The sequence below is a fragment of the Blastomonas natatoria genome, assembly GCF_003201955.1.
Taxonomy (GTDB): domain Bacteria; phylum Pseudomonadota; class Alphaproteobacteria; order Sphingomonadales; family Sphingomonadaceae; genus Blastomonas; species Blastomonas natatoria.
On sequence record NZ_QJJM01000018.1, the window covers coordinates 57,426 to 73,905 of the forward strand.

The 16,480-nt window shown below is 59.8% G+C and carries 16 protein-coding genes; 7 read left to right on the forward strand and 9 right to left on the reverse strand.

What is annotated here, in order from left to right; genetic code table 11:
• Nucleotides 1-119: 119 nt before the first annotated feature.
• From hsdR to C7451_RS17740, 3 genes are read left to right on the forward strand one after another with little or no spacing between them, the layout of a single operon-like run.
• On the forward strand, nucleotides 120-2,486 hold the full coding sequence (hsdR, locus tag C7451_RS17730; RefSeq protein WP_110300230.1) for an EcoAI/FtnUII family type I restriction enzme subunit R: 2,367 nt from the start codon (nucleotides 120-122) through the stop codon (nucleotides 2,484-2,486).
• An 18-nt stretch (nucleotides 2,487-2,504) separates the two neighbouring features.
• Nucleotides 2,505-4,067, forward strand: coding sequence for a class I SAM-dependent DNA methyltransferase (locus C7451_RS17735; protein ID WP_110300231.1), 1,563 nt, complete (start codon nucleotides 2,505-2,507; stop codon nucleotides 4,065-4,067).
• Entirely contained in the window at nucleotides 4,064-5,203 is a 1,140-nt protein-coding gene (locus tag C7451_RS17740; RefSeq protein WP_146215410.1) for a restriction endonuclease subunit S domain-containing protein, read from the forward strand. Before C7451_RS17735 ends, C7451_RS17740 begins: the two co-directional genes overlap by 4 nt.
• Here C7451_RS17740 and C7451_RS20515 read toward each other — a convergent pair.
• The 4 genes from C7451_RS20515 to C7451_RS17760 are packed head-to-tail and all read right to left on the reverse strand — an operon-like array spanning nucleotide 5,164 to nucleotide 9,624.
• On the reverse strand, nucleotides 5,164-5,715 hold the full coding sequence (locus C7451_RS20515; protein ID WP_110300233.1) for a Mov34/MPN/PAD-1 family protein: 552 nt from the start codon (nucleotides 5,713-5,715) through the stop codon (nucleotides 5,164-5,166). The genes C7451_RS17740 and C7451_RS20515 overlap by 40 nt on opposite strands.
• Nucleotides 5,700-7,457 carry a ThiF family adenylyltransferase gene (locus C7451_RS17750; protein WP_110300234.1) on the reverse strand — a complete coding sequence of 586 codons (1,758 nt, stop codon included), beginning with the start codon at nucleotides 7,455-7,457 and terminating at the stop codon, nucleotides 5,700-5,702. Before C7451_RS17750 ends, C7451_RS20515 begins: the two co-directional genes overlap by 16 nt.
• Nucleotides 7,454-8,509, reverse strand: a complete 1,056-nt coding sequence (locus C7451_RS17755) for a cyclic GMP-AMP synthase DncV-like nucleotidyltransferase (protein ID WP_110300235.1) — start codon at nucleotides 8,507-8,509, stop codon at nucleotides 7,454-7,456. The genes C7451_RS17750 and C7451_RS17755 overlap by 4 nt, the downstream gene beginning before the upstream one ends.
• An 8-nt stretch (nucleotides 8,510-8,517) precedes the next feature.
• The gene (locus tag C7451_RS17760) at nucleotides 8,518-9,624 is read right to left on the reverse strand and encodes a patatin-like phospholipase family protein (protein WP_279629505.1); all 1,107 of its coding nucleotides are present in this window, start codon (nucleotides 9,622-9,624) and stop codon (nucleotides 8,518-8,520) included.
• A gap of 288 nt (nucleotides 9,625-9,912) precedes the next feature.
• Between C7451_RS17760 and C7451_RS17765 the strand changes: the two genes are divergently transcribed.
• Both C7451_RS17765 and C7451_RS17770 read left to right on the forward strand, forming a co-directional pair.
• Nucleotides 9,913-10,383 (forward strand): hypothetical protein, encoded by a 471-nt coding sequence (locus C7451_RS17765; protein WP_146215411.1) that lies wholly within the window; start codon nucleotides 9,913-9,915, stop codon nucleotides 10,381-10,383.
• A 23-nt stretch (nucleotides 10,384-10,406) separates the two neighbouring features.
• On the forward strand, nucleotides 10,407-11,057 hold the full coding sequence (locus C7451_RS17770; protein WP_146215412.1) for a hypothetical protein: 651 nt from the start codon (nucleotides 10,407-10,409) through the stop codon (nucleotides 11,055-11,057).
• An 82-nt stretch (nucleotides 11,058-11,139) separates the two neighbouring features.
• Here C7451_RS17770 and C7451_RS17775 read toward each other — a convergent pair whose 3' ends face one another.
• Both C7451_RS17775 and C7451_RS17780 read right to left on the reverse strand, forming a co-directional pair.
• The gene (locus C7451_RS17775) at nucleotides 11,140-12,330 is read right to left on the reverse strand and encodes a tyrosine-type recombinase/integrase (RefSeq protein WP_110300238.1); all 1,191 of its coding nucleotides are present in this window, start codon (nucleotides 12,328-12,330) and stop codon (nucleotides 11,140-11,142) included.
• On the reverse strand, nucleotides 12,327-13,469 hold the full coding sequence (locus tag C7451_RS17780; protein ID WP_110300239.1) for a tyrosine-type recombinase/integrase: 1,143 nt from the start codon (nucleotides 13,467-13,469) through the stop codon (nucleotides 12,327-12,329). Before C7451_RS17780 ends, C7451_RS17775 begins: the two co-directional genes overlap by 4 nt.
• Before the next feature lie 365 nt (nucleotides 13,470-13,834).
• Between C7451_RS17780 and C7451_RS17785 the strand changes: the two genes are divergently transcribed.
• Nucleotides 13,835-14,167 (forward strand): hypothetical protein, encoded by a 333-nt coding sequence (locus tag C7451_RS17785; protein WP_062345368.1) that lies wholly within the window; start codon nucleotides 13,835-13,837, stop codon nucleotides 14,165-14,167.
• Between the two features lie 48 nt (nucleotides 14,168-14,215).
• Here the strand turns inward: C7451_RS17785 and C7451_RS17790 are convergent, their stop codons facing one another.
• Nucleotides 14,216-14,467, reverse strand: a complete 252-nt coding sequence (locus C7451_RS17790; RefSeq protein WP_202408386.1) for a hypothetical protein — start codon at nucleotides 14,465-14,467, stop codon at nucleotides 14,216-14,218.
• An 89-nt stretch (nucleotides 14,468-14,556) separates the two neighbouring features.
• Here C7451_RS17790 and C7451_RS19830 point away from each other — a divergent pair, with 89 nt between their 5' ends.
• On the forward strand, nucleotides 14,557-14,748 hold the full coding sequence (locus C7451_RS19830) for a hypothetical protein (RefSeq protein ID WP_146215413.1): 192 nt from the start codon (nucleotides 14,557-14,559) through the stop codon (nucleotides 14,746-14,748).
• Nucleotides 14,749-14,897: 149 nt separating this feature from the next.
• Here C7451_RS19830 and C7451_RS17795 read toward each other — a convergent pair whose 3' ends face one another.
• Nucleotides 14,898-15,464, reverse strand: a complete 567-nt coding sequence (locus C7451_RS17795) for a hypothetical protein (protein WP_058818295.1) — start codon at nucleotides 15,462-15,464, stop codon at nucleotides 14,898-14,900.
• A gap of 339 nt (nucleotides 15,465-15,803) precedes the next feature.
• On the reverse strand, nucleotides 15,804-16,253 hold the full coding sequence (locus C7451_RS17800) for a DUF2493 domain-containing protein (RefSeq protein WP_244182017.1): 450 nt from the start codon (nucleotides 16,251-16,253) through the stop codon (nucleotides 15,804-15,806).
• Nucleotides 16,254-16,480: the final 227 nt, after the last annotated feature.

Sequence of the window (16,480 nt, forward strand, 5' to 3'; positions counted from 1 at the left end):
GCTGGCAAAATCACCGTCCAGATCCCAACTACGGAGTGCGCTTTTTTGACGTGGAGCGGCGGCCCCTCGCGCTGACGTAGTTGCCAAAGTCGATTTGATCAGCAAGATTGCGCAGTAGGATGAATACCGAAGCTGACACCTGCCGAAAATACATTGTGCCGAAGCTGCAATCTGCGGGCTGGGATGATGCACCTTGTGCGATTCAGGAACAGCGGACTTTCACAGACGGACGCGTGCTCTTCGTGGGCGGAGTGGCCCGCCGAGGGACGCGGAAACGCGCGGACTACATCTTGCGTTATCGGCCCGATTATCCGATCGCAGTTATTGAGGCCAAGGCAGGTTATCGCTCAGCGCAGGACGGCGTTCAGCAAGCGAAGGACTATGCCGAAGTGCTGGGCGTGCGGTTCGCCTATGCCAGCAACGGCCAGGACATCATCGAAATCGATCTCGCGCTGGGGACCGAAGTTACGCGTAGCGATTTCCCGAAACCGAGCGAACTTTGGTCCCGTCTTGAAACCCAGTTGGAAATCTCTGGTGAGAGTACGGCCAAGCTGATGTCGCCGGGCTTTCCCGATCCTGAAAGGCCGCCCAGGTACTACCAAGAGATTGCCGTCAATCGGGCCATGGAAGCAATTCTGGGCGGGCAGCGCCGCGCCCTTCTCAACCTTTGCACGGGGGCGGGCAAAACCGCCATCGCATTCCAGCTCTGCTGGCGACTATGGTCAGCCGGTTGGAACAAGCGGGGCGATCACCGCAAGCCCAAAGTCCTGTTCCTTGCCGACCGAAACATCCTTGTAGACGATCCCAAAGACAAGACTTTCGCGCCGTTCGGCGATGCGCGCTGGAAACTGGGCGCTAACGCGATCAGCCATGGCCGCGACATCTACTTCTCGACCTATCAGGCCATCGCACGCGACGAGAACCGCCCCGGCCTCTACAAGGAGTTCGCACCAGACTTCTTCGACCTCATCATCATTGATGAATGCCACAGGGGAAGTGCGCGGTCTGACAGCACCTGGCGCGAAATTCTGGAATGGTTCGAGCCAGCCTACCAGCTCGGCATGACGGCGACACCGTTGCGCGAGGAAAGCCGCGACACCTACGCCTATTTTCACAAGCCGCTTTACACATACTCGCTCGCGCAGGGGATCGAGGATGGCTTCCTAGCTCCCTACCGCGTGCATCGCATCGTCACCGATCTCGATGCCGTTGGCTGGCGGCCATCGGCCGGGGAACTGGATCGATACGGGCGCGAAATTCCCGACGAGGAATACCAGACAAAAGACTTCGAACGCATCGTAGCGTTGCGGTCGCGGACCGAGGCCATTGCCCGTCATCTGACCGACTTCCTTAAGAACACCGGTCGGTTTGCCAAGACCATCGTGTTCTGCGTCGATCAGGACCATGCGAGCGAGATGCGGCAGGCGCTGATCAATCTGAATTCCGATATGGTGGCGAAGTATCCTGACTACGTGACCCGCGTGACCTCGGACGAAGGCGACATCGGAAAGGGTAAGCTCAGCACGTTTCAAGACGTGGAGAGCGAAACACCGGTGATCCTAACCACCTCGCAGCTTCTAACGACTGGCGTTGATGCCCCTACCTGCAAGAATGTCGCCCTGGCGCGGGTCGTCGGTTCAATGGCGGAGTTCAAGCAGATCATCGGGCGCGGCACGCGGCTGCGCGAGGACTACGGGAAGCTGTGGTTCAACATTCTCGATTACACCGGAACAGCTACCGAGAAGTTCGCTGATCCGGCCTTCGATGGTGAACCCGCCGATGAAATCACGACCGAGATCGACGCCGAAGGCGAAGTCGTCTCAACCGATGAGAGGGAGCCGGAAAGCCCGGTGGATTCCTTAGATGGTGGGGATGGAACGACAACTCTGCCACCGGACGAACCCGAGGCGCTGCCACGCAAGCTCTATGTGGATGGCGGTGAAGTCGAAGTCGTCGCGCACCTCGTCTATGATCTGGATTCTGACGGCAAGCGGCTTACCTGCCGCAAGCTGACCGACTGGACCGGCGAAAAGGTGCGGACCCTGTTTCCCACGCCTGCGGCTTTCCGCGCTGAATGGGCCATTCCGGACAAGCGTGGTGCCATCATCGACGCCTTGGCCGAACGCGGAATTGATCTTGTCGCGCTTCAGGTCGATGCGGGCAGGCCCGATGACGATCCGTTCGATCTGCTTTGTCATCTTGCCTGGAATGCACCGCTCACCACACGCACGGAACGCGCCCAGCGTTTGCGTGCCAAGGAGCCCGATCTGTTCCAGCGTTACGGCGAAGAAGCGCGGCGCGTGATCGATGCTCTGCTGGAAAAATACGCCGCGACTGGCCCTGACCAGTTGTCCTTGCCTCAGGCGCTCAAGGTTCAGCCTATTTCCGACTTCGGCAACCCGAGCGAGATCGCGCGCCTGTTTGGCGGCCCGCAGGCTATGCGCGAGGCTGTGGCGGAATTGACCGAAGCGCTCTATGCGGCCTGATAATTGATAAGGAATACCATGGCCCGCGCCCCGAAAAACACTGCCCCCCAGACCACGGCCCAACGCCTTGATTCCATCGTCAAGTCTGCCCGCAAGATCATGCGGAAGGACAAGGGACTGAATGGTGATCTTGATCGGCTGCCGGTGCTGACGTGGATCATGTTCCTCAAGTTCCTCGATGACCTTGAGCGGATGCACCAGGACGAAGCGGAACTGGCCGGCAGCGCGTTCACCTCGGCCATCGAGCCGCCCTACCGCTGGCGGGATTGGGCGGCGGACAAGGACGGCATCACCGGGCCGGACTTGCTGACCTTTATCACCGCTGAAAAGACCACGTTGCCGGATGGCAGCGAAGGCCCTGGCCTCTTCGCCTATTTGCGAGCCCTGCGCGGGACAAATGGCGGACGCGACCGGCGCGACGTGATCGCGACCGTGTTTCGCGGCGTCACCAACCGCATGGAAAGCGGCTATTTGCTGCGTGATGTGATCAACCTGATCAACGCCATCCACTTCGACAGTTCCGAAGAAATGCACACCCTTGGGCGGCTATATGAAACGCTGCTGCGCGAAATGCGCGATGCGGCGGGTGACAGTGGCGAGTTCTACACACCGCGCGCCGTAGTGCGCTTCATGGTCGAACGGATCAACCCGACCATCGGCGAGACTGTGCTTGATCCGGCCTGCGGTACCGGCGGCTTCCTGACCGAAGCCTTCACGCACATGGCGCTTCAGGCGGACACCGTGGAACGGCGCGAGCAGCTGCAAACCGCCAGCATCAAGGGCATAGAAGCCAAGTCGTTACCCTTCCTGCTGGCACAGATGAATCTGTTGCTGCACGGACTGGAAGCGCCCGAAATCGATCCCGGTAACGCCCTGCGCTTTCGCCTGTCTGAAATTGGCGAGCGTGAACGGGTCAACGTGATCCTCACCAATCCGCCGTTCGGCGGTGAAGAAGAGGCAGGTATCCTCTCTAACTTCCCCGACGATCGCCGCACAGCGGAAACCACGCAGCTGTTTCTGCAACTGATCATGCGGCGGCTGAAGCGCAAGGGCCAAGGCCGCGCCGCCGTGGTTGTTCCGCACGGAACCTTGTTTGGCACCGGCGTTGCCGCTCGGATCAAGGCTGACCTGCTGGAGACTTTCAACCTCCACACCATCGTGCGCCTGCCAGAGGGTGTATTCGCCCCCTATACCGACATTGCCGCCAACCTGCTGTTTTTCGACTCCACCGGCCCGACCGGGCAAATCGCCTATTGGGAACAGCCCGCGCCCGCAGGCAGGCGCAAGTATTCCAAGACCGCGCCGTTGCAGTCCACCGATTTGGCCGACCTGAGCGCCTGGTGGGACACACGCGGCGAGGACCCGCGCGCTTGGCTGGTCGATGGCCCTGCGCTCATCGAGAGGGATGCTGGTGGGCAAGTTGTCGCGGTCAATCTCGACAGCAAAAATCCCAATGCCAAAGCCGCTGAAGATCACCGAACCCCGGCGGAAATTGTCGAGGCAGCCTACGCCAAGGAAACTGAAGTGTTGGAGCTTCTGGGTGAACTTCGCGGGCTCGTTTCGCAGCAGGTTCCTGTATGAGCCAATGGCCCTCGGTGCCTTTGGGCGAGTTGCTCTCTCCCAACGCAGACCGGATCCAGTTGGACCCGGATCAAACTTACGCGCAAGTGACCGCCCGGTTGTGGGGGAAGGGGCTTGCGCTTCGTGGGCGCGTCAAAGGATCTGAAATCGCGGCTGCTCAGCAGAACCGCGTTTCGACCAATCAGTTCGTCATTTCGAAGATCGACGCCCGCCATGGTGCATTCGGGATCGTTCCGCCCGAATTGAATGGTGCAGTCGTGTCGAGCGATTTTCCTGCCTTCAATGTCGATTCATCAAAAGCATTGCCTGAATATGTCGCATGGGTAGCGCGGACTGCATGGTTCATCGCGATCTGCAAAAGTGCCAGTGAAGGAAGCACCAATCGTGTCCGCCTCAAGGAAAGCCGGTTTCTCGGACAGTCCATTCCCTTGCCGAACATCACGGAACAACAAGCTATTGTTAGAAAATTGGGCCAAGCGGCAAGCGCGCTAGCCACGCGCGGGAATGCGGCAACGGAGGTAACAGCTGAGATTGAAGCAACCCTGCGAGCCGCGTTCGCGCGGATCATTGCCGATGCGCCGCGCTTGGCGATGGGCGACATTGCCCCGCTGGTGCGCCGTCCAGTGTCGATCGACCCGGATGCCTCATATCCTGAACTCGGCGTCCGCTCCTTTGGCAAGGGGCTTTTCGAGAAGCCTGACCTCATCGGCGCTGAACTGACTTGGCAGTCGCTTTACCGTATCGAGGAGGGCGACCTCGTGTTCAGCAACATCAAGGCATGGGAAGGCGCATTTGCTGTCGCCGAGCGCGAACATCACTGCAAGCATGGTTCACACCGGTATCTGACCTGCGTCCCCGATGCCATTCGGGCCACTGCGCCATTCCTCTGGTACTATCTTCAGTCGGAAGAGGGTCTTTATCAGGTCAGCAAAGCATCGGCGGGAAGCGCAGACCGCAACCGCACCCTTGCCACCAAACGCCTACAAGCGATCAAGGTGCCGGTCCCCTCGCTGGGCGCCCAGCTCTGGTTCGACAGCCTCCAGGCCAAGGCTCGCGCCGCCAATGTCGCCCAAGCCGAGGCAACTGCTCACCTCCATCAGCTGCTCCCGGCGATGCTCGGCGAGGTATTCGGGTAACTTCCTCCGTGCCGATGCAATCTGGACCGGCTTTGCAGACACATTTGTCGCCACCAGCCAGTTCCGCAATGAAGAGCGATGTAAAGGCCTTGAGGCGGCGACTGCGTTCCGATGATGAGCATGAGCAGCCCAGTTGTTTGATAATCGGACGTCTGAATCATCTCGGCCATGCTGCCCAAATCTTCCCCAGAAGGCGTCGGAATTGCCTCCGGGTGCGTATGCCAGTCTCCGACGTAGTGTAGCCCTTTCGCGAAGCGGTCCGTGATTTCGGCCTGCTCCGCAGTCCGACTAGAGCGAAAGCCAAAGCGCGAGCGCATGTCCGAGCGCCGCGGGCCAGTGGCCTCGACAATCGTCCAGCGTCCGCCATCGATGATAGCGAAGAGCTGTCCGCCGGCTTCCCTGTGCCACAAGCGCGTCTGCCGATACCTGGCAAAGTGCTGCAGGACACCAGATGATAAAAAGACCTCGACCCTTTCACCACAAGTCGGCAGTTCCTCTAGGGCGAAGAGCATGAACAATCTACCTTTTGCGGCCAAGGTGCGGCCATCATACGCCCACCACACTCTACGTCACCATATACCGACTCCCAGGCAGCATTGATTCGGCCGCCCAATCCTCCAATGGTCGATCGAGGTGCCAGCCAGCTGCGGCGTACCGGCGCCGAAGCTCGGCCGAGCAGGAGGTCGATAGCAAGACTGGCGACCAACGCCTGAGACGGAGCAAGCTCCACTGCGCCATAGACGCTGGTAGCACCGCCGCAAACGTTCGGCCCTTTGCTCGTCCATTTAGTTGCGGGCACTGTCGCGCCTCCGGTCGTATCAAAGCCGCAGCGGAAACACGACCCTGCCTTGCCGATTGCTAAGGCATGCGCGGCTCCGGCATGCTCCTCTAGCCAACCATAAAGAATGGGTGCTGTTATCGCGCCACCGGGAGCACGCTGTAGATCATTGAGTGCCGCTTCTGAGTTCCAGTCGCCGATAAGCGACAAGATGAGATCCGCTTCAGTAAGAACACCTGGGTCTCGCCGTGCCAGCGATTGCCAGCTGTCTACCGTGGCTAGGATTTCGCGGACATGCGGGTACATTAAGGTAAAGCGATTGGCGAGTTCCGTGGCCTTTGCCTTGCCCACACTGTCACCACCGAGCTCGTGCCGCGCAATGTTTTCCCACCCGAGGTTCTCAGGGTCAACCAAGACCATGCGTCTGATGCCAGATTGCAGCAGGATCTTGGCGACACCTGCCCCAAGCGACCCGCAACCGAAGATGACTACCCGCTTTGCAGCTAAGCCTTCGCCGAGGCCGCCTTCAAGGCGGCTGATGTAAGCGTCGACAAGGGTCGGAGAAGCGCGCTTGACGCCGCGATCGAGGACCTGCAATGCTGGCGGCTTCCTGCTCGTTCGAAATCCGCGCAGCGCCCCCGCTCGGGACTTGCCTCCGCTAGAAGATATGCCGTCGCTCACAATCACAGGTGCCCAAGCCGGTTCGCCGTCCAAGGTTTTCCCGCCAAGCACCACCACGGCGTTGCCGGACATTGAACTGACGAAGCGATCAAAGATAGCGAGACTGTCAGGCGCGCTCTTGGCAATCAATCGCCTTAGTTTACCGCCATTTACGGGGTAGTCACTGGGAGACGGCAAAGCATCCAGCCCTACAACGAGCGCTGACCTTACCGATCGCTCTTTCTTCGGTCCGAAGCGATGGTTGAGCCAAGACTGACAGTCGTCTTCATTCTCGGCAATGAGGGTGAAGGCTTGGCCGTGCCACGCGGCGACTAACCGGCTACTTTGATCCCGACCCAGCCAGACCCAGACCGCCGGCGCGTTCTCAAGCTGCCGTCGCCAGTAAGCTGAGAAGTCGAGATGGAAATCGTCAGTGTTCCTGCCAGCTTCATTCTCAAGGACTAGGCTGAGCGCCTCCTGGTAGCAGTATGCTGCGACTTCCGCAGGCCGCATCGCATCCGACCTGCCATTGTCTCCGGAAAGGCAGAGCTTGCCATCTTTCTCGACATGCGGTGCAATTAGCTGGTCGGGCCTGCCGACAAGTGCGACCCGCGGAATTGAGTAGGGGAACTCGCCGTCAAGCAGCAGGTCGACCGAACCGCTGCCCTCAAGTGGAAGCCGCCATCCGTCCCAGTCGTCACCGAAGCCCAAGTAGCGAAGCTGCTCGCGGGTCAGCTTAGCCCCGCCCCTGATGACGCTAGCCCAAGTGGCAACCTCATGGAGCGCTTGCTCACGTCGTTCTTCGAAGAAACTCAACCGTGGCGGCTCGCATATCGGCCGCCACCACGCTTGATGACCGGGGCAGTAGGCGCGCTGGATTCACGGGCGACCGAGCCGCCGTTACCTCTCTCACCATCCGGTGCCGGCTGTGCTCGGAACCACTCGCTGCAAAAGACCTTGTCCCACGCAGCCATCGCCTCTTCATGGGTGCAATCGTAGCGATCGAGAACATCAAGGTGCTTGAGGTTCTCTATCAGCCGATCCCTGAAGTGACCAGGACGCGCGTCATTGTCGTGGGTGATCGTGTCGTTATTGAGCGTTGGGTGGTTGATGATCGTGTTGCCGGCCAGTCGCCAGCGGATCGCTTTCATGGTTTCGCGCAGAGACAGGTCGTCGCGGCCGGCGGAGGGGAAGAAGCATTCGTCAGTCAGCTTGGTGAGCATGAAGCCGGTTGCGGTCATGCTCTTCCAAGATGACCGGCTGCGCGCAAAGGCTTTGAGTAATCTGACTACGCGGCAGAACTGACCCTCATTTTCGTCAAAGTCGAAACTGTGGGCCTCGTTGCGGTCCTTGAACCACTTGGTGACCGCCTTTGCGTCCGATGCCTTCCAGTCCGAACTCGCCAGCTCGTAGCTGTAGCTCTTCTGGCCGGTCCAGGGATCGTCGATTTTGACGCGCCGATAGGCTGGTACGTCGACATGAAAACCTTCGTTGTAAAAAACCCGTACGCAGTTCTTGAGCACCGTCGGTGCCTTGTTGAAGCGATCGTCCTGTAAGGCGTCGCAGATCATCTGGCGAACGGCTAACGCGCTCATCTCACCGCCTTGAGGCGTGACTAGCAGATCCTTGCGGAAGTAGACGCCGTCATCAATGTCGTAATCGGTGTCGGAATCCTGAACCATGGTGCGCATCGCATAGGAGCCCTGCGTATGTTGGCCGATTGGAGCCGGTTTCTCAGCCTTAGCCAGACCATGCTTGAGCCTAGTCCGGTTGGCATCTCGGCGACGCCGCATCTCGGTGCGCTCGGTGTTAGGAAGCGCTACCTCCTCCGCATGGAACTCTGAAACCTCTAGTGACGTGTCAAACATATAGATTCCTATTCTCCGGTTGGGCTCGGCTGAAGGGGTGGCATGTCGCGGAACAACCGGGCGATTTGTTGACCAACGACGTTGCGCTTGTCATCGCAGGCGCTTTTAGTGAAGACCACGTCAGCGCGGGCCTGTGCCAATAGGCGATTAGTTGCTTCTGGCCGAGCATCGTCGAGATCAAGGTATTGTAACGTGTCGGGTGGCACCGCGCCGTTGGGAAAGCGGATAATCGAAACTTTGCGTCCCAGAGTCTCGAGAACGCCAGCGAACAATCGCGCCATGTTGTCAAAGGCAAACTCTTGCGCTGAAAGGCTCAACTGCAGTGCTTTGCCGCCAAGCTTCCATTCTAGCAAACCGCGGTGGACCTCGTCTTCTTCGATGGCTTCGCCTTCCGGGCGAGGGCAGGTGCCTAGAGCAAAGATCTCAATTTCGCGATCTACTGGGGCCATCTGCAGAGCATCCAGCAAAGCAACGAGCACCGGATTGTTGGCCCACAAGCCGCCGTCGGCAAATACACGATGACCGCCGAGCCCATCGGCCATCTGGATCGCTGCCAGCGAGCGGAAGATTGGCGCGGCACTACTCGCCATGCAGACGTCAACCAGGGTGAAGTGGTCGTCGCGGTGTCCGCCGAGGTGGGGCGTTTTGAACACCCACGAGCGCTGGTGCCCCATCTCGACAGCTGGAATGGCCAGTGCGATACCACGTTCTGCATATACTTGGGCGATGGTCCGCTGCTGGAGCACTGCAACCAGCGCAGCGCGGAGCGCTTGATCACCGTTCTTGAGATGCCTTGGCCGAGTCTTCGCTTGCATGAGCGCACCGGTAAGGTTCGTCGGTAGGCGGATGGGGAAGATAGCTTTGCCATGCTCCTTGTAGAGCTTGGCGACCTTGCTCATCGGCTCGCCCACGGCCGCGGCGCAGCCGAGTATGGCACCAGTGCTAGTTCCGACGATCAGATCGAAGCCCTTACCGATGTCAAGCATGCCCGTCTCACGCTCGCGTTCGAATAATTGCGAGATGCCGGCAAGAAACGACGCCGAATACAGCCCGCGCATGCCGCCGCCATCGATACTGAGGACGCGGAAGGGGCTAGGCAAGAGATTCTCCAACACGCATAAGGGGCTACGACAACTGTAGCACTAGGCGGCGAGGACAAACAAGGAACATTGTGACGATTTGCTATTCCGGATCACACATCTCTCAGTGCCTTTTTGGACTGCGTGTCGCCTTTGCTGTAGGCGTACGGTCTGCGGCGTATTGCGCAGATTCTAGGTATCCGCGATGAGCTCTCTTTCAAAAATGTCCTTTGGGACTGCTCAAGGAGAGGGAGGGTCGCATCCAACGTTGCGCTTTGTGGCCGTTTGTTTCACTTGGTCCTTATGAGTCAAACCGCTGTTGAATTGACCGACGCTCTGCTCGGACTACTCGTCGAGGTTGACGCGCGCGCCGGCGCCAACTTCTCCGGTACCGGCGTAATAATTAGCGCTGCGCCAGATGATCTGCCAATCCTTCCGCTGCGTTTGATCAGCTACCCAGGGATCGTGACAGATGTCGCTGGTGTTCTCGCGACCATCTCAAACCCGGCGAACGAGCATCACGACGGGTTTCATGTACTGAGCCCGGAACTTCGAATCCTCCGCCTCGGACAGTACTTCTCGCCGCCGATCATTCACCACGCATCCATCGACCGCACTAGACGTTTTGGGGGCCGCTACTTGGCCGCACTGTTCGGCTCGGCGATTCCAGGGGTTGTTGCGACCGGGGTTGCGAGCTGCGACTTCGGGATCGCTGTCTTCCGCGAGGGCATGGAAGTCGCCTATCGGAGCGGCCGTTCTGCGTGCGCCGCGGAAGCTGCGAGTAGCGCATTGTGATCTTGGCGCTCAACCGGTCCATCTTGCTGACCATCCTCGTTGCGTTGGTGCTCGCACCTGTGGCGATACTCGTCGGCTTCGACGGGGTGCAGACGCCGGCCGACATCTTAAAGTGGTCCAGTCGGATAGTTACCCTCCTGACCGGCCTGACCCTGCTTCTTAGCTGGACGCCAGCCTTGCGCTTCTTACACTGGATCACGCTAGGACGCCTCTGGTGGTTTCCTTGGCTCGAAGGCGAGTGGCGGGCCGAGATCAGGTCCAACTGGCCGAAAATCGAGCGCCTTTACAAGGCCGCCAATGGCAACGGGCCACATTTCGACGCGCTGACCGAGCCGGTCACCGACGCCGACGCAAAGGTCACGGGCGCCGATGTCAGGATCAAGGTCGGGCTGTTCGAGATTGAGATCGAGATCGTTCCCGACGGGACGGAAAGGTGCAGCACCACAGACTACGTGCGACCGAGTTGGGTCAAGCCCGCGCGGCCAAAGCTGAGCTACGTTTACACTCAGGTCGACCCGCTGCCGGTGGCACCGACAGACACCCGAACGCATGCAGGGGCTGGGATCGTCCAGGTCATGTCGAACGGCGAGCTTCGCGGCGAGTACTGGACTAATCGCAAGGGCGAGAACGGCCTTAACACATCCGGAACCATTATCATCCGCCGTGTCGCTTAGGATCGGGACTGGCTCGTCGCGTTGAGCGTTTGCTGCAACTACTCTCTGGCGCCTGTCATAAAATAAAAGTCGAGCTGAGCATTCACCCTTCACGCCATTCACCCACTGCCTTAGAGATCACTTCGCCGATCCGCTCGCAAACCTCGAGCACATCAGCGTCGTCAAGATGGGCGTAGCGAGAGGTCATGGCAGTACTGGCATGCCCCATCAGCCTTGCAATCATCGGCAGTGTCTCGGACATTGACGCAGCATAGCTAGCAAAGCTGTGGCGCAGATCATGCATTCTTACGTGGCCCAGCCCGGCTGCGTCCCGGCAAGACCGATAGACCTGATCAAGCCGCGAGACAGACAAGGGCTGATCGTTATGCCAGAACACTTCGTCGAGCGCGGGGTGAGGCTTAAGTTTGGTGAGGATCGCCTCCCCTGCCCTTCCCAGCCACACGGTGCGTGGACCGGTTTTCCCATCGGTCAGTAGCAGGCGGCGACCCCGCACTTCATTCCAGGTAAGGTTCAGGATCTCGCTCTTGCGGCAACCCGTAAGCGCGATCAGCCGGATGGCCGCCACTGCCATCGGATGATTGGCCTCGGCATTGACGAGCGTCACGCCAAAATGCTCGAGCTCTATCGCGGAAAGTCGGCATTCATGCTTGCGCAGTTTGTTGCGCGTGATTCCGCGACACGGGCTCGCAGATTCCGGAAGAATGCCCCACTCTTCAGCTTTGACGAATAACGCGCGCAAAAGCTCAAATGCGCGGTTGGCAGCAGCGGGTCCTGCTGCTTCCGTGATCTTTGCAAACCAACGTTGCACATCACCAGAGCCGATCTGGTCAAGATAAGCGCGGGGAAAGGCTCTTTCGAGATGACGGCGATAATGGCGGTTGCTTTGAAGGGTCGAAGATTTCCAACTCGGCGACACAGCGTTCCAGTACTCATCAAGAAACCGCCGGAACAGCGGAACGGCGCGGCGCTCTGTACGAGTGCAGGCGGGGTTATCGCCAACCTGAGCACGCAGCAGCACCCGGCGCGCGATGGCGCGCGCCTTAGTGATTGTAATGAGCCGCACGTCACACAGAGTGACCGTCCGCAAACGGCCCTGCATCTTGGTCTGCACGACATAGACACTGCGCCCGCCAGCATAGCTGCGGGTGCCAAAGCCAGGCTGTCTCGGGCACCAGCGCGTATGACGCTGCCCGCGCTCGGCAGCGCGATTGGCTTCGAGGCCGAGCTTGACGAGTTCTGCGGCGACAAGCTCCGATAGTACCCGGGCGTTCATAGCTGAAGCCCCAGCCCGGCGGCGATGGCAGAGCTGACCCGCTCGGCTGCCTGCGCAACATCGTCATCGGCAAGATGGGCATAGCGCTCGGTGGTCTCGGGCAGGGCATGGCCGAGCAGTCGGCCGATCTGCACCAGCGATATCCCTTCGCGGATCGCGACAGAAGCAAAGCTGTGGCGCAAATCATGCAGGCGCATATCACGCAGCCCTGCGCGGGCACGCAACGCGATCCAGTGGGGTTGAATGTTCATCGGCGCGGTGCCCGCCGAATTGGGGAAGACAAGCCCTTCCCTCTCGTGTGTGCCCTGCCCGACCCGTTCGAGCACGGCGCGGGCCGGAGCATTAAGCAGGATGACCTTGGCCCCTGTCTTGCTGTCGGGGAGGAAGATACGCGGCGGCTTGATCCATTCCCATCTCAGGCCGGTGATTTCCCCAGAACGCGCGCCGGTGTAAATCAGCAGCCGGATGATCGCCACTGCTTGCGCCATCTCCCCTTCCGCGTCCTTCAATACCGCAGCAAGGCTGCGGTATTCCCTGTGACTGAGAAAGCGCTCCTTCTTTGTTGTGGGGTAGCGCGGCATGAGGCGGCAAGGGTTGGAGGAAGGCTTGCGATACCCGAACCGCTCCGCCTCCTGCATCAACATCGAGAGCACTGGCAAAGCGCGGTTGAAGGCATGCGGCCGCGAGGCCATGCTGTCGCGCCAGCGAACGACGTCCGGCTTCAAGATTGTCGCGATGGGCATTTCGCCAAAAGCGGGAATCAACTCTCTGTGCAGCGCGTCCTGATTGCGTTTGAGCGTGCTCGGTTTCCACGAGCGCGCGAGCGCGCCCATCAACTCTTCGGCCACCGCTCCGAACAGGACCTGCTCCTGCGTTTGTGTGTCCTCAGGAAGCGGCAGTCCGGCGAGTTCGGCTACCGCAATCAGCGCCTGCGCACTACGGCGCGCGCGATGCACATCGAGAGCCGGGGGATGGCCGATCGTCTTCAACCGCCGAGCACTGCGGTCCCGATATCTAATCACCCAGCTTTTGGCGCCTGACGCGAAACACCGCAGGCCAAAACCCGGCACGAGGCTATCCCACAGAATAGTATCGGCTGCGGGCGGCCTCATCCGGGCCATGTAACCATCGAGCCGCATCGGGCCGGGATGGTCATACGGTTTCTTTGGCCTTCGCTGTAAATTGCCCTCTGCTTCAGTGGGCAAATGGCCATTCGGAGAGGGCGACAAACCCCTCTCCGGGACGTTAGCCGGATTGTTATATTTCAATGCTTTAGTACGACAAACTACCCGACCTCGGGTGTACGGTGTGCATAAAATTAGGGACTTAGGCCCTGTGCTAGGTTCAGTGCCATAGGGGGATCACTGGCCCAGCTGGTCTTCCGGGGGGAATGTGCCGGCGAGCCGGACTCGCGAACTGACCACAGACGTTTGGCCTGCCTCTGTGGACCGCTGTGTCACGTCATTGGCACCACGTTCGATCAAGGTGGGCGTCCAATTTGGGCATGCTTCGAGATGAAGTATCGCGAGAGCAGCAAGCAAAAAAATGCCTCGAACAGACCCTGCGATTGGTGCATCTTCGCATGGTCTTTCAAGGCTTGGAGGAATGCGCAATGGTGTCGAAACTTGAACGCGAACGATCTGCCCTGGCAGCAGCGGAAAAGGAGCTGGAGGAGCGCCGGCAGAAGCTTGCAGAGCTTGAGCGTGAGGAAGCAGAACGAGAGCTGAATCGGCTCATCAAAAAGGTCGGTCAGGATACGGCGATTGCCCTTCTGGAGCTAGCCGTCAAAGTGAAGCCAAAGGTAGCGATTTCTGCTCTCGAAAAGCTCGGCGGGTGAGGCCTGATTTTTGCCGAGTTGGGCGGCGGTGACCACCGCCCTGTCTCGTCAGAATTCATCGGCCATTTTGCCTGTAGCGGTGTAGACGATCTGATCGATCAGGTGCATCGGCAGCTCGCCATAGTCTCCCTCCTCAATGAGGATGTACCCGTCCCGGGTCTCGACGACATGGACGTCGAAGAATGTGTGGTAGGAGCGCCGCTCAGCTTCGAGCGTTTTTTCATCAAGGGCGATGATGTTGGGATTGATCTGGCGAAGCACTGAAATGTCGTCTTCGTAGCTTTCTGTTGTGTAGCACATGACCTTGCCTCCTGGCGCTCGGCGGCTCGTCCGCCATGCCATGAAACAGCGCCCCGTCAGTGTGCTGGTCACCGGAGCGAAGCGGAGGCTTGACCGCTAATTTTTCGATGGTGCGGAAGCCGGCGCAGCACGGCTTCTCGGTCGGGAAATTAGTGGTTGACCAGTATGCTGGCGGGGTGCTCATGGCGATGGTGGTGGACGTGCCTGCGGCGGGAGGCATGCGTTACCAGCGACTTCGCGAAAGCTATGTGCCGGAATGTGGTTGTTCGGCAGTGCCGTGACCCAGGGGGCATGAAAAAAGGGCACCGCGGCAACGTGCCGGGCACCCTTTTCCACCTCGATCCTGCAGGAGGCAATTTGCAGATCGAGCGTTAAACATGGCGACGAGTTCAGTCGGTTCGTGGCTGCTCGTGAACTGCTGTCCGGATAGTCATGAGGTCCATTCGAGCAGCGGATGTTGCTCTCCACAATCGGTGGCGGCGATGAACGCGAGGCTTTCGAAGAGCGGAGTGATTCCTGCCTTGGCGAAAGCCGCATAAGTCCGGTGATCCTCGAGCGCTGTCCCAAGCTTTTGCAGGGACAGTTGGCCAGATTCTTGGCGGTGGTAGCCAAGCGAGGTGAGCACCTTTGCAGCAAGGTCGCTGCTCATTGTGATGTCGCCTACCAGTGCAATGTGCTCACTCACCCGCATCGTGATCGGTGCGTCGTATTGGTGGTGCTCGATCCGCAGCATTCGTCCAAGAAACTGTGCTTCCTCGACGATCGCGATCATTTCCGGGCGATGGTCGAAACAGGATGCGAACTCGGCGATCGCAAGCGCGTTGGCATTGATCTCGAAGTTCAGGGGCGCGGCCAGGAATTCGCCTGGGTCTGCATCGATCGTGCTGTTGGCGGTGTGCAGTCTGCGCATCAGTGCTGCGAGCTCTGGCGGGCATATCTGAGCCGGTTTCGAATTGAGCCTTGTCTCGATATCCTTGACGCGGAATGTGACGAGCATCTTTGCCTCCTGTCGCTGCTCGTCTCCTCCATCCCCCTCTTCTTTCTCACTACCTGAGCTGGTGGCAGAATGCCGCCAGGTGGTTCTGGTTCACCCCAAGGATGGCTGGTCGACCCATTGTCCGGGTGTGGCAGTTAGTGCGGCAGCGATGCCCGCAAGATGCAAAGCATCGAGCATGGGCAAGGCGCGCCGAGCCAAGGCACAAGCGCGCCTGATAAACTCAGGGGATCGCGATGCTCGCGTCAGCGGGCGAAGGGGGTTCGATGCCCCCAGAGCCCGCCCCTTGCGCAAAAGAAGAGCGGAAGGCCCCGGGATAAGCCGGAGCCTTCCGAAGAGCGCTCACGCAAAGTTGCGCGACCGAACCTGCGCCTGATCACTGATCCGGCGGATGTGCAGCGGCACGCCTGCCTGACGGAGGCGCTGTGCAAGGTTGGACTGGATGCCCGACCCTTCACCGATGATCGCTTCAACAGGGTTCAGCTTAACGATGCTCTCGTTGCGCAGGAACGGAGCCCGGTTGCCGTGGCGCTGATCGGGGACGAACAGGATCGTGTTGACCCCGTTCTGCTGCGCCCATGCACCGGCCATGGCGTCGACGCCCTTGCGCATGCCGGTCGTGCCCAGGACCATGTTCGGGATCCGCGACTTGATGTCGTCGAGGATAGCCCAGATCATCGCAAAATCGTGCCAATCCTTCTGGCCACCTGACACGATCACCAGCGGGCCATCGGGCTGGAATTGTGCCCTGCGATCCTTGGCGCGTGCGGCGAGGAAATCGCGTGCCTGCACCTGGCTTGCGGTAACCCCGTTCTTGCTGACTTGCGATCCCCGTGCGGCCGTGAAGGGGCGACCGGTTTCGACCCGGTATCCTGACGACGCTGAGAGAGGAAAGCTGGGACGCCGAGACAGGCCAGATCGAAAGTAACCCTGCGGTGAGGGCCGCCTTGCGCTGATTTGCTGACGTGCCGAGAAGGCACCGGTGCAAGCGCTGGTGCTTGCACCGGTGTTAGAGACGG